This window comes from uncultured Brachyspira sp., from assembly GCF_910578695.1.
GTDB lineage: Bacteria > Spirochaetota > Brachyspiria > Brachyspirales > Brachyspiraceae > Brachyspira.
In genome coordinates, this window is sequence record NZ_CAJTQJ010000004.1 from 103,194 (window position 1) to 127,289 (window position 24,096).

Annotated in this window: 19 protein-coding genes, 1 tRNA gene and 1 pseudogene; 13 read left to right on the forward strand and 8 right to left on the reverse strand. The window is 27.9% G+C overall.

The features are described from left to right. Nucleotides 1–13: 13 nt before the first annotated feature. The 5 genes and pseudogenes from QZ288_RS02425 to QZ288_RS02445 all read right to left on the reverse strand — a co-directional run bounded on the left by QZ288_RS02425 (nt 14) and on the right by QZ288_RS02445 (nt 6,544). Nucleotides 14–1,606 carry a potassium/proton antiporter gene (locus QZ288_RS02425; protein ID WP_295154583.1) on the reverse strand — a complete coding sequence of 531 codons (1,593 nt, stop codon included), beginning with the start codon at nt 1,604–1,606 and terminating at the stop codon, nt 14–16. An 88-nt stretch (nt 1,607–1,694) separates the two neighbouring features. Continuing rightward, a complete protein-coding gene (locus QZ288_RS02430; RefSeq protein ID WP_365970299.1) occupies nt 1,695–1,961 on the reverse strand; it encodes a type II toxin-antitoxin system HicB family antitoxin in 267 nt (88 codons plus the stop codon). Nucleotides 1,962–2,046: 85 nt separating this feature from the next. After that, nucleotides 2,047–2,592: pseudogene (locus QZ288_RS02435) on the reverse strand (IS1595 family transposase). A gap of 153 nt (nt 2,593–2,745) precedes the next feature. Next, complete coding sequence (locus QZ288_RS02440) at nt 2,746–4,797, reverse strand: sugar-binding protein (RefSeq protein WP_295154585.1); 2,052 nt, start codon at nt 4,795–4,797, stop codon at nt 2,746–2,748. Then, a complete protein-coding gene (locus tag QZ288_RS02445) occupies nt 4,784–6,544 on the reverse strand; it encodes a SpoIVB peptidase S55 domain-containing protein (RefSeq protein WP_295154622.1) in 1,761 nt (586 codons plus the stop codon). Before QZ288_RS02445 ends, QZ288_RS02440 begins: the two co-directional genes overlap by 14 nt. Nucleotides 6,545–6,731: 187 nt before the next feature. On the opposite strand from QZ288_RS02445, the gene QZ288_RS02450 reads away from it, so the two are divergent. Genes QZ288_RS02450 through QZ288_RS02460 form a run of 3 tightly spaced genes read left to right on the forward strand, consistent with a single transcriptional unit; the run spans nt 6,732 to nt 9,175 of the window. Then, nucleotides 6,732–7,397: a bifunctional nuclease family protein gene (locus tag QZ288_RS02450; RefSeq protein ID WP_295154586.1), complete on the forward strand. Its 666-nt coding sequence runs from the start codon at nt 6,732–6,734 to the stop codon at nt 7,395–7,397. 23 nt (nt 7,398–7,420) lie between these two features. Then, entirely contained in the window at nt 7,421–8,596 is a 1,176-nt protein-coding gene (locus tag QZ288_RS02455; RefSeq protein ID WP_295154588.1) for a hypothetical protein, read from the forward strand. Between the two features lie 27 nt (nt 8,597–8,623). Then, on the forward strand, nt 8,624–9,175 hold the full coding sequence (locus QZ288_RS02460; RefSeq protein ID WP_295154590.1) for a hypothetical protein: 552 nt from the start codon (nt 8,624–8,626) through the stop codon (nt 9,173–9,175). Here the strand turns inward: QZ288_RS02460 and QZ288_RS02465 are convergent, their stop codons facing one another. The 3 genes from QZ288_RS02465 to QZ288_RS02475 form a co-directional block, all read right to left on the reverse strand. Beyond that, a complete protein-coding gene (locus QZ288_RS02465; protein ID WP_295154592.1) occupies nt 9,176–10,078 on the reverse strand; it encodes a PfkB family carbohydrate kinase in 903 nt (300 codons plus the stop codon). Between the two features lie 11 nt (nt 10,079–10,089). After that, nucleotides 10,090–11,982 carry a penicillin-binding protein gene (locus QZ288_RS02470; RefSeq protein WP_295154594.1) on the reverse strand — a complete coding sequence of 631 codons (1,893 nt, stop codon included), beginning with the start codon at nt 11,980–11,982 and terminating at the stop codon, nt 10,090–10,092. Nucleotides 11,983–11,995: 13 nt separating this feature from the next. After that, nucleotides 11,996–12,066, reverse strand: a tRNA-Cys gene (locus QZ288_RS02475). Between the two features lie 177 nt (nt 12,067–12,243). Between QZ288_RS02475 and QZ288_RS02480 the strand changes: the two genes are divergently transcribed. From QZ288_RS02480 to gmd, 10 genes are all read left to right on the forward strand, one after another. Continuing rightward, nucleotides 12,244–12,741: an imm68 putative immunity domain-containing protein gene (locus QZ288_RS02480; protein ID WP_295154596.1), complete on the forward strand. Its 498-nt coding sequence runs from the start codon at nt 12,244–12,246 to the stop codon at nt 12,739–12,741. 108 nt (nt 12,742–12,849) lie between these two features. Further along, nucleotides 12,850–13,539: a tetratricopeptide repeat protein gene (locus QZ288_RS02485; RefSeq protein ID WP_295154598.1), complete on the forward strand. Its 690-nt coding sequence runs from the start codon at nt 12,850–12,852 to the stop codon at nt 13,537–13,539. Nucleotides 13,540–13,570: 31 nt separating this feature from the next. Then, nucleotides 13,571–14,752, forward strand: coding sequence for a M23 family metallopeptidase (locus QZ288_RS02490; RefSeq protein ID WP_295154600.1), 1,182 nt, complete (start codon nt 13,571–13,573; stop codon nt 14,750–14,752). A gap of 111 nt (nt 14,753–14,863) precedes the next feature. Next, nucleotides 14,864–16,039, forward strand: coding sequence for a hypothetical protein (locus QZ288_RS02495; protein ID WP_295154602.1), 1,176 nt, complete (start codon nt 14,864–14,866; stop codon nt 16,037–16,039). Beyond that, the gene (locus QZ288_RS02500) at nt 16,036–16,899 is read left to right on the forward strand and encodes a M23 family metallopeptidase (RefSeq protein ID WP_295154604.1); all 864 of its coding nucleotides are present in this window, start codon (nt 16,036–16,038) and stop codon (nt 16,897–16,899) included. Before QZ288_RS02495 ends, QZ288_RS02500 begins: the two co-directional genes overlap by 4 nt. 184 nt (nt 16,900–17,083) lie before the next feature. After that, the gene (locus QZ288_RS02505; protein WP_295154606.1) at nt 17,084–17,989 is read left to right on the forward strand and encodes a hypothetical protein; all 906 of its coding nucleotides are present in this window, start codon (nt 17,084–17,086) and stop codon (nt 17,987–17,989) included. Nucleotides 17,990–18,035: 46 nt separating this feature from the next. Then, the gene (gene uvrB, locus QZ288_RS02510; RefSeq protein ID WP_295154624.1) at nt 18,036–20,084 is read left to right on the forward strand and encodes an excinuclease ABC subunit UvrB; all 2,049 of its coding nucleotides are present in this window, start codon (nt 18,036–18,038) and stop codon (nt 20,082–20,084) included. Between the two features lie 288 nt (nt 20,085–20,372). Beyond that, nucleotides 20,373–22,043 (forward strand): Na/Pi cotransporter family protein, encoded by a 1,671-nt coding sequence (locus tag QZ288_RS02515; protein WP_295154608.1) that lies wholly within the window; start codon nt 20,373–20,375, stop codon nt 22,041–22,043. A 17-nt stretch (nt 22,044–22,060) separates the two neighbouring features. Further along, a complete protein-coding gene (locus QZ288_RS02520) occupies nt 22,061–22,993 on the forward strand; it encodes a GDP-L-fucose synthase (RefSeq protein ID WP_295154610.1) in 933 nt (310 codons plus the stop codon). 12 nt (nt 22,994–23,005) lie between these two features. Further along, on the forward strand, nt 23,006–23,992 hold the full coding sequence (gene gmd, locus QZ288_RS02525) for a GDP-mannose 4,6-dehydratase (RefSeq protein WP_295154612.1): 987 nt from the start codon (nt 23,006–23,008) through the stop codon (nt 23,990–23,992). The last annotated feature ends 104 nt before the right edge of the window (nt 23,993–24,096 follow it).

Consider the following 24,096-nt stretch of genomic DNA (forward strand, 5'->3'; position numbering starts at 1 on the left):
ACAAATAAAAAATTTATTCTTTAATAAGCACTATATCTCTGTATTTAATAGCCGTATTTCCTCTAGGTATAATAGTACCCCCTTCCCTCTTTATCATAACGATTAAATTATTTTTAGGCAAATTTAAATCTTTAAGCTCTTTATCTTTCCAAGGATGATGATGATTAATATATATTTCTCTGAGACTCATATTATAATATTTAGTTTTTTTAGAATTAAGTATTACAATATCATCTTTTTCTATTATAGTTTTTCCATTTGGAATTATTGTGCCTTCTCCTCTTTCAATCGTTACTATTATAGAATTTTCAGGAAGTTCTATTTCCATTATAGGTCTTCCTACCCAATGATGTGTAGGAGGTATCTTTATTTGTATAAGCTCCATATCAGAATCATCTACATAATCGTTAAATGTCTTAAGTACATTTTCATCAGAATCCACCAAATCTAATTTTTTAGCCACTATAGGCAGCAATGTACCTTGAATAAGTACAGATATTATTGATAAAAAAAACACTATATGAAATATATCATAACTTATATAATTATTATTAACTATTACAAATATAGCAAATACGATAGAAGCTGCCCCTCTAAGCCCAGCCCACATAACTAAAATCTGTTTTTTTAATGATACTTTAAAAGGAGTGAGTATAGAAAATACGGCTATAGGTCTTGCTGCAAATGTAATAAAAAGTGCTACATAAATAGCAGTAGGTGCTACATTTAATATTCTTGAAGGGAATGATAAAAGTCCGAGCAAAAAGAAAAGTACCATTTGCATAAGCCCTGTTATACCGTCAAAAAAATGAACTAAAGTAACTTTGTTTTTAATATGGCTGTTTCCTAAAATAATACCCACTATATAAACTGTCAAATATCCATTACCTCCAACTATAGAAGATAAAGAATATGCAAGCAAAGCTACCGCAAGTACAAATATAGTATCAAGCCCATTAACAGGAAATCTGAACCTTTTAAGCATATTATAAGCTAAAAAAGATACAGCCAATGCAGCAAGCAAAGCAAAAACTATCTGAGAAAAAATCATATACACAATAGATAAAGGACTAGTTAAAGTTTGACCAGTAAGCCCTAAAAATATAACTGTAAGCATATAAGACATAGGGTCATTACTTCCGCTTTCAAGCTCTAAAAATGAAGCAAGTCCGTCTTTTAAGTTTAGATTTCTAGAACGAAGTATAGAGAATACAGAAGCTGCATCTGTAGAACCTATAACAGAGCCTATCAAAAAACTTTCAAATAATTCAAATTTAAGTATAAAATAGCATAAAGCCCCTGTAACCATAGATGTGATGAAAGTACCTAAAAATGACATAAGAAATGCTTTGCCTGCTACAGGCTTCGCAGCTTTCCAATTAGTACCAAATCCACCGTAAAACATAATAAATATTAATGTTATAGTACATAATTGTTCTGCTATTTTATAATCATTAAATTGTATTTTTAAAAGCCCGTCGCTTCCAAATATCATTCCTAAAACTAAAAAAAGTAAAAGTGAAGGAACACCTACTTTAGAAGAAATTTTACTTACTATTATACATAGTATAATTATTATAGATGATAATAATATTGATGTATTCATAAAAACCTATTATGTTAATAATATTTTTTAATAAGTATATATACTTTTAAAAAAAATACAAATATTAAATTAATAAAAATAATATATCTCAATTAGTATAATATGTTTCTTTATTATCTTTATTATCTTTTATCTTTTCTAAACCTGAAGCTTTTGGAATTTTCTCTTTGTCTTCAAGCATACCGTCAATATGCATCTGAAGTGCTATTTTTGCATTATTAACTGTTTCTTCTAAAGTTCTTTCTGAACTTACACATCCGTAAAAATCATAAAATACTGTATTATATCCTGATTTGACTTTATATATATTTGCTGTAAATGTTTCTAAACTCTTTTTTATAAAAAATATTGTTATATATAAATTTAGGGGCTGTTCTAGATAACTAAAAAAGCTCCTTTTTTGCTAAATTATATATAATTTCTAATTGCTTTTCAATATCTTATCTAAATTGGCATTTTTTAATAAATGAAAATGTTCTTTTGGTATTCCATACCATTAATATGATTCTTTTCCTCAGTAAATTTTTCATCGTGATTAATTCTGAAATGCTGCCGAAGGCACACACAGCAAAATTCAAATACATACAAAATATTATAACTGCAATAAGAATCAGTATATACTATCTGGCTGTACTTTTTGCTTAATAATACCAAATAATTTTGTATTTATTATTTTTACATAATACTTTCTTAATCTTTTCAATAAACCGAATACTAGTATTTTATTTTTAGCTCCTCTTTTTCCTTTTCTTTTACCTCCAAAATAACTTTACGAAGTACATTCTTGCGGTATCATCAACTTCTATTTCACAATTAAAAATTTCTTTCTCTGTTTCATATTCAAATATTAATTTTTTTAATCTTAAAAAATAATAAGAGGCTGTAGTTTTATTAACTTTTACTAAGATTAAAGATGTCCTTGCTGCAAAATGCTCTATTAATTTTAATTGCTTTTCTTTAGTTAACGCCAAAGGCGTGCGTTTCATACCTAAATTTTAACAAATTTAAGTTATCTAAGACAGCCCAAAAATTTATTATAGACAAATAAATATATATGCTTTTAATAATTATAAAAGTATTAATCCTATTTATAGAATACAAAAACTTTATAAATCAATTAACGGCAGCATATACGCCAATCATATTAAAAAGGAATAATATTTTATATTTCCATCAGTATCCATAACCTCAATAGTAATAGAGCCGGCCTCAGCATCATCTATATTTATAGAGAATGTTTCGTCCATAGAATCAAGCAAGCCGTCATCTGGAATAATATATCTCCATTCTCCTGTTATTGTTGAATATCTAACTGTTTTTATAAATGAAAGTTTATCAACCGCTCTGAAAGTAATTTTTCTATTAGCATTTTCTCCTATACAATTAAAATCAAATATTTCAGGAGGATCATTATCATATTTAATATTAAACACTTCTAAAGTTTTTGTTTTTATCTGACCTACAGGATTATCATATTTATCGCTTGCTGTGATTCTAAAATCATAAATACCAGACGGCATTAAATAGGCATTAAATTTATAATATGAAGTCTCTAAATTACTTGATAATTTTCTATATTTTTTTTCGCCCTTTAATCTGTACTCCAAATCATATATAAGTTTATCTCCGTTAGGATCAGAACCTTTCCAATAAACCATAGCTTCATTTTCTTCTAATTGAGGGCTCTTTGCAGTTTCAGAAGAATCATTTTGCTGACGGTAACGTGTTGTAAGTCCTCCATTCAAAACCTCAGGAGCTAAATTATTTTCAACATAAGTAAAATCTATAGAATTTAATATAGGAGTAGATTCTGCATTTGAAGTTTCCATTGTAACTTTAAATTGCATAAATCTTCCGTCTGGAACATCTGCTTTGCCATTATTTTCAACAGCAACAAATTTACTCCAAGTATTATCTACTCTTGCCGCATTTCCCGTTCTCACCTCAACAGATATATTCGCTCCGTCTGGAACAGTGCTCATAGAATTCAAACTTCCAAATTTACTTAAAAGTTTTAAATCTAATGTATCGCTTGTGAAACTTCCTTTATTAGGATAGCCGTGTTTTATTTTGTATATTTCTCCTGTTTTTGATACAGCAAAATAAAGCCCGTCTTCAGAAACAGCAAATGTAGAAAGCATTTTATTTTTTAATCCGCCTATATATGATAAAAGCCCGTCATCGCCGTTAATTTTATATATATCAGCTGTATCTCCTGTAACAAAGTATATATTATTATCTTTATCGCTGCTTAAAGCAAGTACTAATGTTTGATTTAAGAAAAATAATCTTTGAACTGTACCATTGGTATCTGCTTTATATAAAGAATTTCTAAATTCTCTTTCTCTTTCATCAGCTCTTTTATCTCCGTCTATTATAGAAGGAAGTATTAAATAAGCAGGCTGTCTGGAAGATGTGCCGAAATATAAATTACCTATATTATCTAAAGTTATAGCATAAACTTCATTTTCAGCTGTATCATAAAGAACATTATATGAAGGATTTTCTAAATTCGTAGATAAATCTATAGATAATACAAGTCCTCTTCCTGCTGTTCCTACATAAAGTTTATTATTATTCTTATCATAAAATAAAGACATAGCATGCTGTTCATCTGTCTTTAATATTTCTTTTATGTTTCCGTCAGGAGTTATTTTTAATACTCTGGCATTATTTCCGCCTGCAGCAGCAAATAAGTTGCCGTTATTATCAAATTTCATATCCCATATATAAGTATCATCTAAAACCTGTCTCCAAATCTCATTACCTTGACTGTCATATTTTATTATTTTAGCATAAGGACCTAAAGCCGCATATATATTTCCGTTGTTATCGCTTATAACTGATGTAAATGCACTCTCATTTTTTTCTGATACAAATAATATAAAATTAGTATTATCAGCTGTTCTTTTATAAAGCTCAGCACCCATTCCGCTGATTGCAGCAAACATATCCCCGTTATCAGCAGGATACATTTTCCAAATATCTTTTCCAGATATAGCTCCGTTTTTTTCTATAATAGGAGCCAAAGTTAAACTTCCCTGTTCTGTAAGCATTATGCCGTCATATATGCCATTATCATAAAAACCTCTTCTTGTGCTTGATAAAGTTCTAGTTACAACTGCAGAAACATCAGCAGAAGTTAATATCAGTATTGATTGTAATATACAAATTATCTTAACGATTTTCATATTTTCTAGCCCCTTCAATTATTATATCTATTTTCATTAATCCAAGTATAGAACATGGCATTTGATATTTTCCGTCAATAGCAGTAATAACAGCAGCCTTATCAGAAGTAGCATTCTTAGCCATTATACCGTATTTAGATGGAGGAAGAGTAGGATATAAATCTTTTCCTATTTGAACTCCCCTAGATGATGAGTAAAGCCATACCCTCAAAGAACTGTCATCATAGCTTTTTCCGTATATACGCATAACATCATCTAAATTTCTTATTTCATATTTACTAGACATAAATAATTGTTCTGCATAATTGTAAATATATTCATTGGCGGCATAGATACTGTAAACATCTGTTTTTAAATTGATAGGAAGTTTTATAGGTATATCTATGTACTGCTTTTCTTTTCCATAAGGAGTTACGCCTACTCTTAAATGTATAGTTTCTCCAGCTACGGCTCTAGGCTCTAATAAAGTAATATCATTCAAAAATGCATATTCAAGATTATTTCTTTTAACAGATAATTTTACAGATTTTATTCCGACTCTATTAAAATTATTATATATAAAGAAATCTACAGGTGCTATTAACTGCTTTATAGCGGATTTGAAAGCATCTGCAGAAGAATAAGCCAGTATTTTATCGCTTACTTTATAAGGCTCATCAAAATAATCTGTTTCTATTTCATAACTAATACTAAATACGCCCTCTTCATCTTCTCCTGCAGTAGAACTTATAGCACTATATAATGCCATAGAAAGTATATCAGAAAAATATGAAGGATCATTTAATACTCTGAAATTATAATCTCTAGTTAAAAAAGTTTGATCTTCTATTTCTAATTTTACAGGAACCATAGTGTTATCAGGAACTTCTCCGTATACGCCGGAAACGCCGAATGCCCCGTCATAAACAGTATATCCCAAATAATTAGAATAAGCAGCACCTAATTTGAAAGATGAAGCAACCGAAGCTACTATATGATTAATATATGCTCTTGATACAGGTGCGGTTAATCTTCCTTTAGACCACATAGAATGTCCGAAAAGCAAAAACTTTTCATTATCAGTATGAGAAACGGTACCTATTCCTGCTAAAGAAACATCTCCGTCAGCCATAACTATAGCAACAGAATCCCCAAATAGAAATTTTGATGCCTGATTTGTATCCGAAACAGAACCTCCAGCCTGCATAGGATAAAATCCGTTTTTCTTAAAAGAATCAGAATATTCATCAAATGCTTTACTGCTTATGCCTGAAAATATTAACGGAGTTTTAAGAGAATTATCATTAGCAAAGCCTAAAATAGGTGCTTTAGCATTATCATCATTATAAAGTTTATACATTTCTTCTATAGGAGTAACTCCTGCTATTGGGTCTTTTGCATAGTTCCAGCCGAAAGCCAAAGCTCCTGCTATTTTTCCGTTAAAATATATAGGAGAGCCGCTCATACCTGCTACAGTTCCTGAATGTTCTAAATTTAGTCCCTCGCATCGTATAAGTATTGCATCGCTGTTATGCCATCTCTTTCTTAAAATGGATATAACTTTTACTTTAAATGGTTCTACATTAGTACCATGTATAACTGTATAGCCTACTCCTTCCATTCCCTCATAAATTTCGCTGATAGGAATAACTTCAGGATTTTCAGGAGGATATGGAGGTAAATTTTCTGCTGTTTGAGATGAAAGATTAAACAGAATAATCAATAAAAATACAAAAATAAAAAATGCTCTTTTTCTCATAGTATCCAAATTATAAAATATATTTTTAATAGTAATTATAACTATAATTAAACTATATTTCAATACAAATAGTAAAATATTATAATATATTAATTTTTAATTATAGACAAGTATAATTAAAAAAAATTACCTTGACAAATAATATATATATATTAATATTATACTATTACAGCTATATAAATGTGGGGGTATAAAAGTGGTAGAAGCTAAAATACTTAATTTGGCAATTACAGATAAAGGCTTCGTAGTTATTTTAAAACCTGAAAAATCTGATAAGGTTGTGCCTATATCTATAGCATATTTAGAAGCTCAGTCTATAATGTCAAGCCTTATAGAATATAAAATTGAAAGACCTCTCACACATGATATAGTATACAGCATATTTCAAAACTGCAGTATAAGATTAATAAATGTAATTATAGATAATGTGCATATTGATACTTTCTTTTCAAAATTAGTTATAGAACATAATGGTAAAAATATATTCATTGATTCAAGACCTTCCGATGCTATAGCACTTTCTCTTAAATTCAAAACTCCTATATTTATAGAAGAACATATAATAGAAAAATCAGGCATAATATTAGAGGAAAATGAAAATTTAATGAAAGTTAAAGAAGGAATACCTTTTACATATCAGAGATTTGACAGAGAAGAACTTAAAGAAAGCAGCAATGAAAACATTTTTACAAAAAAAGAAGAAATTAATGATAATTATGAATCAGATAAATTAAATACAAGAGAAAATCACAGCAAAAAAAACAGAGAAGAATTGCAGAAATTATTGGAACAGGCTGTAAAAGAAGAAAGATATGAAGATGCTTCTAAATATAGAGATGAACTTGATAATTTATCAGAATAAATTTTATAAATTATAGAGGCTGTATGAAATACTATATTATTAAAGTAGTTTTATTTCTATTAATTTTTACTCATTCAATAATATATTCAAAACCATCTGACAGAATAAAGTTTGAAGCAGGCGAACTTACAGAATTGGAATATGATTTCTTTACAAAAGTAGATAACGGAAATACTAATGATTTAGAGCTTCATTATGACGGCTTTATAATCGCTTCAGGAATTACAGATAAAGATGAATTTGAATTTTACAGACAAAAATTAAATGATATAAGAAATCTTGCCAAAAGAGAACTATCTCCTTATGTAGATGAAGGTTCTTATGAATTTGGTAAAAAATTACTTGATTGGCTCTATTCAAGCGGAACATTAAAAAAATATTTTGAAACTTCTACATTATTTCAGGATTTAATATATAAAGGCGAATATAATTGTCTAAGTTCAAGCATATTGTATTCTTTATTGTATAGAGAATTTGGATTCAAAGTTACAGGCGTATTAACTTCAAGCCATTCTTTTTGTACTGTGTATACTGATAATAAAACTGTTGATGTAGAAACTACTGTATCAAAAGGATTTGACCCAGGACAGAAAGAAATAAGAAGTGCAGGAAACTCAACTATAGTTACATTTGTGCCTCAAGGTAATTATAGAGACAGAAATAATGTTGATATACTTACATTAATAGCAACTTTATATCCAAATTCTATATCATTAAAAAAAATAGAAAAAGATTTAGAAAAACAGCTTATTATGGCTAAAAAAGCATATTATTTATCTCCTAATACTAAAATATACAATGATAATTTAGTTAATGCTTATAACAGACTTGCTTTAGATTATTTAAATAAAAAGAATTTTGAAAGTTCTTATAAAGCATTGGAAGAGGCTTCTAAATTTGATTCTAATAATGCTATGACAAAAAATAATAAAGTACATTATTATAATACTATAGGCACTTCGTATTTAAGCAGAAAAGATTTTCCTAATGCTATAGAAATATATAAAACAGGCATATCAGATATAGGAGAAAGTGCTGATGTACTTAAAAGAAATCTTAAAGTATCGTACTATAATTATGCTGTTACAGAATATAATCAAAGAAGATATAATAATGCCAGCACCATATCAGAAGAGGCTTTAAAATTATTTCCAAATGACAGAGATTTTATCAGATTATTATCATCTATACCAAAATAATATAAAAATAATTCCGAATAATATTATATGAAATTCTATTTTACAATTATAATATTTGTATTTACAGCTTTACAATACAGTTTTGCTCAGGATAATTATAATCTTGATATAAAATTCAGAGTAATTGAAAAATTTGATAAGATTTTATCATCTGATAATAAAGAATATACTTTTTATATAGATGCTAATTATACTTTTACTGATGAAGGTAAAAAAATATACAGAGATAATATAAATAATATAAAAAACACTTTAAATGATTTAGAAAATCAGGAAAAAGATGCAAAAACACAGGAAGAAAAATCATCTTTAAAACAAAATATAATAATGTATCAGGCTTTGCTTAAATATAATACGCCTCCGAAAAAATTTATAGCTCTATTAATAAACAGACAAATACATCAGTATATATCAAAATACCCTTCCAAATATATAGATAAAATGATGAATAATAATCTTCAGGAATTCTATGATGATATTAAAAAAAATATCATATATAATGAGAAATATACAGGGAATTTTACTTCTTTAAGATTTCTCACAAAAGAAAGATTCAAATATTTTACAGGTAGAACATAATCATAAACCAAATTTAGATTTTACTTTTTTAATATCATATATTGCTGTTCCGCCTTTAAGCTGAATCGTCTCTTCTGAAACGCTTAAAGCAAATTTTAATATATTTTTAATGTCAAGTCCTTTCAAAACAGCATAGCTTAATGCAGCACAAAAAGCATCTCCTGCACCTACAGTATCAATAACATTAACTTTATTAGAAGGATTAAATATATATTCATTATCATAAAATACAGCTGCACCTGATGCCCCAAGCGTAAGAAATATATAATCAATATTAAAATCTTTATTAATAGCTTTGAGTAATACTTCATTATCACTTTGCAAAGAAGGATAAAAAAGTTCTTTTATTAAGGCAAGCTCATCATCATTGATTTTTAATATATTTATAAACTCTAAAGATTCTTTTATTTTTTCTTTTGTATAATAATTTTTTCTAAATGTAACATCGCATACTTTATACTTAGCATTTAAGTTTTTAAATACATTTTTTAAAGTATTATATGATTTTTCATTTCTTTGGGATAATATATTAAAATAGAATATATCATAATTTTCTTTCAAAGCATTTTCTATATCAGCTTTATATTCTATATTATCCCAAGCGGCATTTTCATATATTATATAATCAGGTACTTTATTTTCATTAAGAAATACTGAGGCTTTGCCTGTTTCGTAACCATTTAATATTTGTATTAATGATTTATCTATATTTTCATTATTTATAAAATCAACTGCTTTTTTTGAATAGTCATCATTTCCTAATGCGGTTATGAACTTTAATTTATCATCATTTTCTATAAGCCTTGATAATTGAAGCGAATAATTAAAAGGAGCTCCTCCTATCACTGAAATATTATCATAAATATCGTATAGAATTTCACCAAAAGTAAGTATATTAAACATAAATAACTCCATTATTCTTTTAAAGGTGCTTTCAATAATAATCTTATTATAGAATTATTAGTAATATATGTTCCTTCTGGAGGTGAAAAGTCTGATATATATCCTTCGCCTTGTATAGATATTTTAGCATTATTATTTGATACTATATATGATATATTATTTAAAGCATCTCTTAAAGAAAGCCCTTTAATATTAGGCATAATATTATTCGTAATATTTAATGAAGGCGGTATCAGAGATAAAAAATCATTAGTATTTATAGTATGTATTTCTCCGTCAATAAGTCCTAAATAAGGTATAATTTGATTTGCAATTTTTGCAAAAAGAGGTGCAGCTACCCTACCCGCAGCCTGACTTCCAGCACCTAAAGGATCATCAAGAAGAACAAGTATAGATATTTTAGGGTCTTCAAGAGGAAATCCGCCTATAAATATAGACTGATAATATTTCTGAGGCTTATCATCTGAATTATTTCTATAAACTTCTGTTATAGCAGTGCCTGTTTTTCCTACAATATCTATATTAAGCAGATTAGCCCTATGTCCTGTAGAACCTGATTCAACGCCTTTTCTAAGAAGAACTCTGGCTATTTGAGAATACTGTTCATCTATGATTCTTGTTTTTTTCAAGTTATTTACAGCACTGATTTTTTCTATGCCGTCATAAAAAGAATTAACAACATGCATAGGTACTTTCCAGCCCCCATTTAAAAGAGGAAGATAAGAAGCTGCTATCTGCATAGGAGTAACACTCAAATCATAACCTATTGCCAAATAACCGCGTGAAAATCTATGCCATTTATTTAAAGGATGATATATTCCGCTCCACTCATTTTTATAAGGTCCTACTCCTGTAGGCTCTCCGAAACCAAATCTCTTTAGATAATCATAAAAAAACTGCTTATCTATCCTTTCAGCTATAGTTACAACGGCAAAATTGCAGCTGTATTTTAATATATCATTAAAAGCAACATCGCCGTGAGGATAATCGCAGTGTATTCTAGTTTGTCTGCTGTAATCATAATATCCATTGCAGTGAAAAATTTCATCGCTATTAACAACGCCCTGCTCTATTGCGGCAAGATCTGCAAATATTTTCATAGTGCTTCCCGGATATATTGTACTCATTATGCTTCTGTCCATTCTTTCATTATTTACATAAATAAAAGGATTATTAGGATCAAATGAAGGATAAGAATAGTTTGCTGCTATTGCCCCTGTATTAACATCTGATACTATTACAGTTACAGACTGAGGGGATTTTTCTGCTGCTGTTTTTAATACTTCATTTCTTACTATAGTCTGCACATCTCTGTCTAAAGTTAATATTATATCTTTAGGATTATCATTTTCTGATGAAAGAATAGCCTCGTATGTAGCTTCAAGTCCCGCATAGCCTTCAGTTTCTGTTCTATTCATATATCCTATAATATGAGCAAATACATCTTTATAAGGATAAAATCTTTTATAGCTTTCCGTACCATAAATACTTTTAACATTATATTTATCTTTTATTTCTTTTATCTTTTTATATGAATCAAAATTGATATTCTGGGCTAATCTTATAGTTCTTCTTTTTGTACCAAGCAGTTCTCTAAATTTTTCTTTTGTTATGCCTATTATATTAAAAATCTGTGAATAAGCTTCATTAATATCAGTATTATCATTCCCGTCTAATGAAACAGATTCTGTATCTAAATATATAGTATATGCAGGAACATTTATAGTGAGAGGACGCATTTTAGCATCATATATAGTTCCTCTAGGCTTATCTAATCCGCTTAATGAAGAAATAGATTTTCTTTCTTTAATTGTAAGATTAAATAGCTGAATTAATACGGCAATACTTCCTATAACAAAACAAATAAGGAATAAATATAATCTCTTTACTCGGCTGTCAATCATAATTAGGAAAATGAGGCGGCGAACGGATTTGAACCGATGATAAGAGTTTTGCAGACTCCTGCCTTACCACTTGGCGACGCCGCCATATTTTTAGATGTGATTAATAATATACTAAAAATAATAAAAAGTCAAGCTAATATAATAATTTTTAAACTTTACAAATAATATATTCCTGATATAATGCAGAGCATAAATAAAATTAAATAAATAAAATTAAATAAATAAAATTAATTTGTAATTGATATAATGAAAGGTAATGATATGTATATAGATAAATTATGGGGAGAATGCTTCGGAGATACTGAAGATTCTTTTGTGCTGATGGATTATTTTAATGAAGATGATAAAACAGAGTATAGCATAAAAAAAATATTTAATGATTTTAATATTTATAATGAATATTCTCAAATAAAATCTGATTCATTTAGAAGCACTAAAGATATTAAATATATTTCTAACAATAATGAACATGATATAGATATAGTTATTGATTTAATATTAGATTTATCGGTTTTAGTTTTGGAATGTCTTAATAGTAAGCAGATAAAACTAAAAGATTTAGATAATAATTCTAAAGATAAATATATATCAATAAATGCAGATAAAGAAGATATAGAAATGTTTATAAATGTATTAGAAGATTTTTCTAATAATAGTTTAGAATATGATTTAGCAGATATATGCGATGATGAAACTTGTTCATTTATCGCTGATAAAACTAAATATATAGCAAAAGAAATGTCGCAGTTTTTAAATTAATTCTAGTAATTAATACTTTACATAATTTTTTATTAAAGTTTTATTTAAAATATATTGAGATTTTTACATTATACAATATAATATATACAAATATTATTAGGAGTATATATGAGTATAGGCTCTAGCAGAAGCAAATTAGAAGACGGCATAAAATTCTTCAGAAATGAAAACTATAAAGAAGCAATAGACTCTTTAGAAAAAATATTTTCAGAAAAAAATGATGTTGAGTCCGGATATCATCTAGCATTAGCCTATGCACAAATTCAAGATTATGATAATACTCTTCAGGTATTTGATAAAATAATGAGAAGATTAGATAACCCTTTAAGACTTATGCAGGCACATATTATAGTGGGATACATATATGCAGTTAAAGAAATGTATGATTTAGCAGAATTTGAACTTATAGATGCCCTATCTTCAGGAGTTGAAAATACTCAGATACATGCTGCTTTAGGGTATGTTTATTATAAAAAAGGAAATATCAGAAAAGCTATAGAACATCTTAAAAAAGCTGTAGCACTTGATCCTAATAGTGCAAATGCAAGAAATTCTCTTGGCTTTATACTTGCAGATACAGAAACAAATGTAGATGAAGGCATAGAAGAAATAAAAAAAGCATTAGCAATAGATCCTAATAATCCTGCATATTTAGATTCATTAGGCTGGGCTTTTCTTAAAAAGAGCGATTTTGAAAGAGCTAAAGAATTCCTTACAAAAGCTTTTGAACTTGCTCCTGCCAATATAGATATTAAAGAACATTTATTAAAATTAGATAAAGCTTCATATAGAAAATAATTATAATAATTTTTGGGAGGTTTGAGTTGTTATGAAATATATTATCAGTATTATATTTTTTATTTCATTATCTTTATATCCGCAGAATGAAATTCAATTTTCTGGAAATACTTCTGTTATAAGAGACGGAAAAAAAGCAGATATAAAAAAATCTGATGAAGTATTATTAAATGATATTATAGAAACTGAAAAAAATTCTTTTGCCGAAATAAAAATTGCAAATAAATATTATTATCTTTCTCCAAATACTAAAGTAAAAATAAGCAGTCAAAATGCTCATCTGATAAGCGGAGCTATGTACACAAGAAATAATGCTTTTGATTCTTTAGAAGATTTCAAAAAATATGATAATGATATAAAAATATATGCAGATCCTTTTCCATTCTATGCAGGTAAAGTATCTACCATATTCATAGCTTCTAAAGATGAAGTAAAAATAGAAAATGCAAAACTTCTAGGAAGTGCAAGACCTATAGTAAAATTCTTTGAGGTAAAAGATGCTGATAGAAATATGAAAGTTTATAAAAGTGTTTTCGGTATATATGTAGGTTCTCAAGATGAAAAATATCAGTTTATATCAGATATAAAATTAAAAGATAAAACTATTTTAAATACTGCAATAGATATAAAATTAGACTTTACTCCCCCGCCCCCAAAGCCTAATCAAATACCCGGTGTTACTTCTACTATGAGAAATATTATAAGCAATCCTCAAAAATCTAAAGAAGAAAGAGAATTGTTAAACGGTAAAATATATATAAGCTATACTCCTACTAATTATGCAGATAAAGTTTATATTATGCCTTCTCAGGGAAGATATTCTTCAGGTTTCGGTGCTTTTAGAGGATATACCAAAGATTATGCAAGATATCATCAGGGATTTGATATTGCAAATACAAACGGTACTCCTATAATGGCAGCTAATAATGGTATTGTAAGGGTATCAAGAGAATTATTTGTAAGAGGAAACTGCGTAGTTATAGATCATGGCGAAGGCGTATACAGTTCATACTTTCATATGTCTAAACTAATAGCAGAAGAAGGACAGTATGTAAGAAAAGGAGAAATTATAGGTTTAATAGGCTCTACAGGAATGTCTACAGGTCCGCATTGTCATTGGGAAATGAGGGCTGGAAATATGACCTTTGATCCTTTAAGTATTTTAGAAAAGCCTGTTTCTTTTAATACTAAAGTTTTAACGCAGATAAAATAATTAATATTTTTAATAATGTTATATGTATTAAGCTTAATATTTATATATTAAATAATAAAGATAATTAAATAATAGTAAAAATAAATAATAGTAAAGAATGATTAAACAATAATGAAGATAAAAGAAAGAGCAGTTATAGAATTTGAAAATATACATAAAATAGAGCCTTTTTTTATTAGATATTTAACTATAATAAGTACTTTGGTATTGATTATATTATTTATATTTTTTTTCGGAACTAAAAGATTAAATGAAGAATATAATACTGTTAATGTTTGGAATAAAAAAACTTCATCTATAGCATCTCCTTCTCACGATGATAAATTTAATATAGACGGAGTATTTAAGCATAATTTCTTTGTAAAGCCTGAAGGAATAGTACATTATTTTGATTTTAACGGAGATACAATATACAGCACCAATTTATCAAGAGGAGAATTAGCAACTTTAAATAATAAAAATTTTGTTATTTATAAAAGATACGGAAATTATATAGATGCATATAATAATACAGGTGTTATTGTATGGCGTACTAATACATCTATTTATCCTGAAATATCTCCTTATGCTGAAAGAATAATATATCATTCAAGCGATAATTCAAAGATACAAATGTTTGATTTTAATAATAATCCGTTAAGCAGACATATACAATACGGAGAAATTATTACTGACGGAGCTTTTGCTTTGCATACAGGCGATTATATTGCAGGTTTTTCAAGCGGAGATATTGCTTATATTAATAGAAATGGTAATTTATCTTTTGCAATATCAACTATACTAAGCGAAATTAATATAGTAAAATCTGTTGCTATAAGCGAATACGGAAGTTTTGCTTTGGCAGTAAGCGGAATAAGACCTGAATATATTACTCTTTATGATGCCAATGGAAATACTATATGGTATTTAAATACAGAGTTAAATAGAAGACGGCATGTATCAAGCTATATAAGCGAAAAATCTATGACTGCATTTATGCTTGCCGATAAAGATATTATATTATATTCTATGAACAAAGGAAAAGAAATTAATAGAATAAATATAGAAAAATATAATATGCAGAATGCAATTAATATGAAATTAAACAGCGAAACAAATTCAACTATTATGAGCATATCTAAAGATGCTAAAAGCGTAGTTTTGATATACGATAATAATGATAAGGAAGTTGTATTTGAAAAAGAGATAGACGGATGGGTATATAATCTTGATATATCAAATTTAGAAAATGAATATATGATTGTAACAGACAAAATGATTTATACATATAAAAGGGTTAAGCTATGAAAGAATATAAAAAATATATATTATTGTTTCTTGCAGTATCATCATTATTATTTGCAAGAGTTCCTATTGATCCCAACAGAATAAGAATCACAAGCACATTCGGAGAGTTCAGAACAGATCATTTTCATAACGGCGTTGATTTCGGCGGTAATAAAATGGAAATATATCCTGTAAAAGACGGAGAAATAGTTTATTATATAGATGAAGAGGAAGACCCTACAAGACCTCTTTATGGTGTGGGCAATGTTCTTATGATAGAGCATCCTGATAGTTTAAGAAGTTATTATTATCATATAGAGTCAGGAAGCATAGAAAAATCTTATGCAAAGGTAACTGAAAAAGATGCAGTTGCTTTAACAGGAAACAGCGGAAGATCAGGGGGAGCACATCTGCATCTTACAATAGAAAATATGAAAGAGGGATTAGTTGTAGACCCATTAGAATATTTAAATATAGATAAGGGTTCTTCTCAGGCTCCTTTAATTCACGGAATATATTTAAGAACTGAAAACAGACTTATACAGATAAAAGATAAAATGAATATGAGATATAACGGAGAAATAAAATTATTTTTAAAATCTTATGATCTTTTAGACGGCATACCTATGGGGCTTAAAAGAGTAAAAATTTTTATGAATGATGATTTATTAAGAGATTATGATTTTACATATTTTATAAAAAGAGATAATGTTTATTATATAGCACCTAATTATACTTTTGAGGAAGTATACGGCGTGGATTCTCATTTTTATAGAGGCGGAATATTTATACCTAAGAGAGGAAAATATACTTTTAAGGCTGAAGTTACAGATTTTGATAATAAAACAGTAGTGCTTTCAAGAACTGTAAATTTTTATTAATTAAATATTGACTAATTTTAATAATATTATATAATGCATTAATATGAATCTAGTTAAACAGTCTACAGTCTACAGTCTACAGTCTACAGTCTACAGTCTACAGTCTACAGTCTACAGTAGATAATTATTTTTTTTGCATATATAAAAAAAATTTATACTCAATTAATAAAGGGTATGTATTATAATGAATATAGTTATAATACATACAGGATTTGCTAAATATCTAATTTATACACTTAGAAAAATAAAACATACAAATAAAAATGCAGATATATTTTTAATATCTGACAGAGAATATAAAGAGTATAAAAAATACTGTGAGTTTATAAATATAAATAAAGTTATAAAAGAAGAATCTGTAAGTTTTAAAAACAAATATATACATCTTGGAAAAAGCAATCCTAATTATGAAATGTTTTGTATGCAAAGATGGATTATATTAAAAGATTTTATGAAAGAATACAGCATTAAAGAATGTATGCATATTGACAGCGATGTTTTAATATTTTCCGATTTAGAAGAATCTTTAAAACCATTTAATAATTATAATATATCTCTCTCGCATAATTTAGCACTCACTATGTATATAAGAGATATAAAAATATTAGAAGAATTTTCTAAATATTTATTATTTAAATATACTGATGAAAATGAAATAAATAAATTAAAAGATATGTACTATAATACATACAGAGTAAATGACGGCGTTGCAGGAAGTATTTCTGATATGGATATTTCAAGAGAATTTTTTTCAAATTATAATTTAGAGATTGGAAATTTATCTAAGGTACAAAATGATTCCATATTTGATTCTGCAATTATTTATGGAAGAGATGATTTTGAAATGCTTAAAAAAGGAAAATATGAAATGAAGAAAATATTTTTTGAAAATGATATTCCTTTTTGCAATTATATTAAAGATTCAGTAAACAAAAAAATAAGATTTCATACATTACATTTTATTGTATGGTCTAAATTATATTTAAAAAAATTATACTATAATAAAGATTTAAATTTTAATCCTTATTATATAAATATATACAGAGAATTTAATGTTTTAAAATCTAAATTGAAAAGAATAAATAAATAATTTGCTAAATATAAAAAAATATAGTATAATCTTTTCTATGAATTTCATGAATTTTAAATTAGAATCCGAGTTCAAACCATCAGGAGATCAAATAACTGCAATAGACTCTTTGGCAAAAGGACTTGAAAATAAAAATAAATATCAGACTCTGCTTGGAGTTACAGCAAGCGGAAAAACTTTTACTATAGCTAATGTTATAGAAAAAGCTAACAGACCTACTCTAGTAATGTCGCATAATAAAACTTTAGCAGCACAGCTTTACAGAGAGCTTAAAGATTTTTTCCCTAATAATGCAGTTGAATATTTTGTTTCATATTATGATTATTATCAGCCTGAAGCTTATGTTCCTGCAAAGGATTTATATATTGATAAAGATGCTTCTGTTAATGATGAAATTGACAGATTAAGACTTAAAGCAACTACATCGCTTCTTGAAAGGAGAGATGTTATAATAGTGGCTTCTGTTTCATGTATATACGGTTTGGGCTCTCCTGAAGATTATAGAAAACTTTATATAGCTATAGAAAAAGACGGAGAATATGACAGAGATGAGATAATAGAAAAATTGGTATCTATACAATATGAGAGAGTAAAAGATATACTTGAAAGAGCCAAATTTAAGGTTATAGGAGATACTATAGAGATAATGAGTGCATATTCTGATGAAGTTATACGAGTGGATTTTTTCGGCGATACCGTTGAGCGTATAATAAAAATTAATCCTATAACGAGAGAAAAATTAGCAGAGCAGGACAGAGTTGTAATATACCCAGCAAAGCACTTTGTTACAGGAGGAGAAAAGTTAGCGTCTGGTATAAAATTAATAGAAGAAGAACTTGAAGAACAATATAATAAATTTAAATCCGAAGGAAAATTAGTAGAAGCAGAAAGGATATACGGAAGAACAAAATATGATATAGAAATGCTTAGAGAAGTTGGATACTGTGCAGGTATAGAAAATTATTCGCGTCCTTTATCAGGCAGAAAAGAAGGAGACAGACCTGCTTGTTTAATAGATTATTTTCCTGAAGATTTTTTAACTATTATAGATGAATCGCATGTAAGCGTGCCTCAAATAAGAGGAATGTTTTTCGGAGACAGAAGCAGAAAAGAAACTTTAGTAAAGTACGGTTTCAGACTTCCTTCAGCACTTGATAACAGACCATTATTTTTTGATGAATTTGAAAAACTTACTAATGATACAATATATATCAGTGCCACTCCTGCAGAATATGAATTAAAGAAAAGCAGCAAGGTTGTAGAACAGATTATTCGTCCTACAGGCTTGCTTGACCCTATTATAGAAGTATATCCTATTGACGGGCAAATTGACAGAATACTTGAAGAGATAAAAAAAACAATTTCAAATAATGAAAGAATATTTATAACAACTCTTACAAAAAAAATGGCTGAAGACCTTACCAAATATTTAAATGAAAACGGAGTTAGAACTCGTTATCTTCATTCTGATATTCAAACTGTAGAACGCGTTGAGATAATAAGAGATTTGAGGCTTGGTGCTTTTGATGTGCTTGTAGGAATAAACCTTTTAAGAGAGGGTCTTGATGTTCCTGAAGTATCATTAATATTAATACTTGATGCTGATAAAACAGGTTTTTTAAGAAATACCACTACCCTAATACAAACTATAGGACGTGCTGCAAGAAATTCTAACGGCAGAGTTATAATGTTTGCTGATACTATAAGCGATGCTATGAGAACTGCTATTGATGAAACAGAAAGAAGAAGAAAAATACAGACGGAGTATAATAAAGAGCATAATATCACTCCTAAAACAATCATCAAAAAAATACAGGATATAATTGAAAGAGAAGAAAAAACTGAAGCTTCTTATGAACTTCATTTTGATTTCAGACGATTTAATGAAAGAGTAAAAATTGATCCTGAACAAAGAAGCGGAGATTATATAAAAGAATTAGAAAAAGAAATGAAAAGAGCCTCTGATAATTTAGAGTTTGAAAAGGCTATTGAAATAAGAGAAAAAATAAATCAATTAAAGCAGTTAAAACCTGTGAAGAAAAATGTATATAAAAATATAACTTCTAAAAACCCAAATGGAAAAACTAAAAAATAATTCTTGTATTAATTTAATATAATTAATATAAATATTAATGCGAATTTATTTTATATCTTTTTATAAGCAAAAATATCTGATGTTTTTGATTCGGTGTTTTTACTTTAATGCCTTCATTATGAAAATATTTTAAAGTTTTGATGTTTTTCTTAATTATATATATTCATAGTATATAATTTTTTTAATAAATTCGTAACATAGTTAACATAATATCTTATTTTTATTGACTTTTTGTCTATTTATGATATTCTAAACACTCTTAATTTAATAAGTTATAGGATATAAGATATGTTTTTAAACCTAGCTTTTTCCCTAATCGGCGGTTTCGGACTTTTTATGTACGGTCTTAAAGTATTTTCAGACGGACTTCAGGAAAGTACAGAAAACGCTTTAAAAGATATATTAAATAAAGTAACTAAAAATAAGATATTTGGAATTGCTCTAGGTTTTGTAATAACTGCTATGGTTCAGTCAAGCAGTGCTGTCACTGTAATGGCGGTAAGTTTTGTAAATGCTAATATAATAACGCTTTCGCAGGCTATAAATATAATACTTGGTGCTAATGTAGGTACTACTATTACAGGCTGGATAATATCTTTAAATATAGATGTACTTGCTCTTCCTTCTCTTGGAATAGGTTCTATCATAGTAATATTCGGTTCGGAAAATAGAAGACTTAGATTCTTTGGCGAAATATTAATGGGCTTCGGTATGATATTTTACGGACTTATACTTATGAAAATGGCTTTTGAGGGTGTAAGAAATTCAGAAGATTTTAAAAATATATTTTTGCTTGCAAATGCTAATACACTTTACGGAAGATTTTTATGTGTAGTAATAGGTATGGTTGTAACAGCAATTATACAGTCAAGCAGTGCAGCTTTAGGCGTTACAATATCATTAGCTGCAGTAGGTTTAATAGATTATCCTACAGGAGTGGCTTTGATATTAGGACAAAATATAGGTACAACAATTACTGCAGTTTTAGCAACATTAGGAGCTTCTACCAATGCGAAGAGAGCTGCTTTAGTACATTGTTTGTTTAATATATTAGGTGTAGCATATATGTTCTTTCTATTCCCATATTATATAAAGTTAGTTGATATAGTTTTAGGCTTTATGAATATAGGAGGACCTAATTTGGTAGTTAATAATAAATATGTAAATATATCTTTCTATATAGCAGCAGCACATACGATATTTAATATTATCAATGTTATAGTATTTTACTTCTTAACAGAAAAATTAGAAAAAATTGTATGCTTTATTATTAAGGATAAGGAAGATGAAAAGCATGTCAGTGTGCTTTCTGATAAATTACTGAATATGCCTGTTTCTGCTGAAATAGAAGTAAGAAAAGAAGTAGCATATATGGGAGAAACTGCCAAAAAAATGCTTTCTAGGATAGAACAGCTATTTGACAGTCCAAGTGAAAGACTTCTTACAAAAATAAAAGATCATGAAAAAATGCTTGATAATACAGATCATGAAATACATACTTTTTTATTAAAACTTTTAGGAAAAAACAGCATAAACTCATCTAATATAGCTTCTCTCATAAATATAAGCACATATTATGAAAATCTAGGGGATAATTTAAAGGATTTGGGTAAAGCCATTATAAAAGGAAGTGAGAAAAAAACATTATTTAATGATACGCAAAGAGAAGATATTATAAAAATGATTGATAATAATAAAAATTTTATAGATTATTTATCAACTTTAATACTTCAGTATTATAATCTGAATAAAGAAAAAACTTATGATGAGGCTATGAAAAAATATCATAATATAAAAGGCTTTTATTATGAAGCAAGAGAAAGGCATTATGATAATGTTGATAAATCATTAATACCCGCTTTGAATGCACATTTATACGGAGATGTATTAGTATATTTTAACCGTTCTATTGCAAATTTAGTTAATATAGTTGAAGCAATAACAGGAAAAGATAAATAATTTTGCGGGGGTAAATTTTGAAAAAAGTATATATAGCAGGGCATAAAGGTTTGGTAGGAAGTGCTATAGATAGGGTTCTTATAAAAAATGGTTATAATAATATATTAAGAAAAACTCACTCTGAATTAGATTTGAGAAATAGAGAAGATGTATTTAATTTTTTTGAAAAAGAAAAGCCTGAATGGGTATTTTTATCAGCAGCAAAGGTGGGCGGAATATATGCTAATAATACCTACCCTGTTGATTTTCTTTTATATAATTTGCAAATACAAAATAATATAATAGAAGCATCATATAAATATAATGCTGAAAAGTTAATGTTTTTAGGCTCAAGCTGTATATATCCTAAAGAATGTGATCAGCCTATAAAAGAAGAATATTTACTTTCAGGCTATTTAGAGAGTACAAATCAGCCTTATGCTTTGGCAAAAATTGCAGGTATAGAATTATGCGACGCTTATAACAGACAGTATAACACAAATTATATAGCTGTTATGCCTTGTAATCTATACGGCATTAATGATAATTATCATACTGAAAATGCACATGTTATACCAATGCTTATAAGAAGATTTTATGAAGCAAAAATAAACAATTTAGAAGAAACTACAATTTGGGGAAGCGGAACTCCTTTAAGAGAGTTTATGTTTTCTGATGATTTAGCAGAAGCCTGTCTTTATTTAATGGAAAATAAGAATGCAAAAGATATAGGCAAATTTATTAATATAGGTTCAGGAAAAGAAGTTACAATTAAAGAGCTTGCAGAATTAATAAAAAAGACTGTAGGTTTTGAAGGCAGTATAATTTTAGACAGTTCTAAACCAGATGGTACTATGAGAAAATTACTAGATGTAACAAAAATTAATTCTTTAGGCTGGAAATATAAAACAGAACTTGAAGAAGGATTAAAAATAGCTTATAATGATTTTTTAAAAAGTTATACTAAATAGTAGGATATAAAAATGAAAAAAGCACTTATTACAGGAATAACAGGACAGGACGGTTCTTATTTAACAGAACTTTTATTAGAAAAAAATTATGAGGTACACGGAATTATTAGAAGAAGCTCATCTTTTAATACTGAAAGAATAGATCATCTATATAGAGATCCTCATATAAATGATGTAAAAATGTTTCTTCATTATGGGGATTTGTCTGACAGTTCTAATTTATCAAGAATATTAGAAAAAGTACAGCCTGATGAAATATATAATTTAGCAGCTCAAAGTCATGTAAGAGTAAGTTTTGATATGCCTGAATATACGGCAGATGTTTCAGGACTTGGTACAATAAGATTATTAGATGCTATTAAAGAAACGCAGATAAAAACAAAATTTTATCAGGCATCTACAAGCGAATTATATGGAAAAGTAGCTGAAACACCTCAGACAGAAAAAACTCCGTTTTATCCTAGAAGTCCTTATGCTTGTGCTAAGGTATATTCATATTGGATAACTGTAAATTATAGGGAAAGTTATGATATGTATGCTGCAAATGGAATATTATTTAATCATGAAAGTCCAAGACGCGGGGAAACTTTTGTAACAAAAAAAATTACTCATGCTATTGCTAAAATACTTAATAAAGAACAGGATAAATTATATTTAGGCAATTTAGATTCAAAAAGAGATTGGGGATATGCTAAAGATTATGTTGAGGCAATGTGGCTTATGCTTCAGCAGGAAAAACCTGACGATTATGTCATAGCTACAGGGGAAACTCATTCTGTGAGAGAATTTTTAGATGAAGCTTTTTCACTTGTTGGGCTTGACTGGAAAAAATATGTAGAGATAGATCCTAGATATTACAGACCTGCAGAAGTTGATCTTTTATTAGGAAATCCTGCAAAAGCAAAAGAAAAATTAGGCTGGAAGCCGAAAACTACATTTAAAGAATTAGTAAAAATAATGCTTGAATATGATTTAAAAAGTGTAGGCTTGACTTTATAAAAATAAATTATATAGTTATACTTACAATAGGATATATTATAGTATGTTAACAACACAACACAACACAACACAACACAACACAACACAACACAACACAACACAAC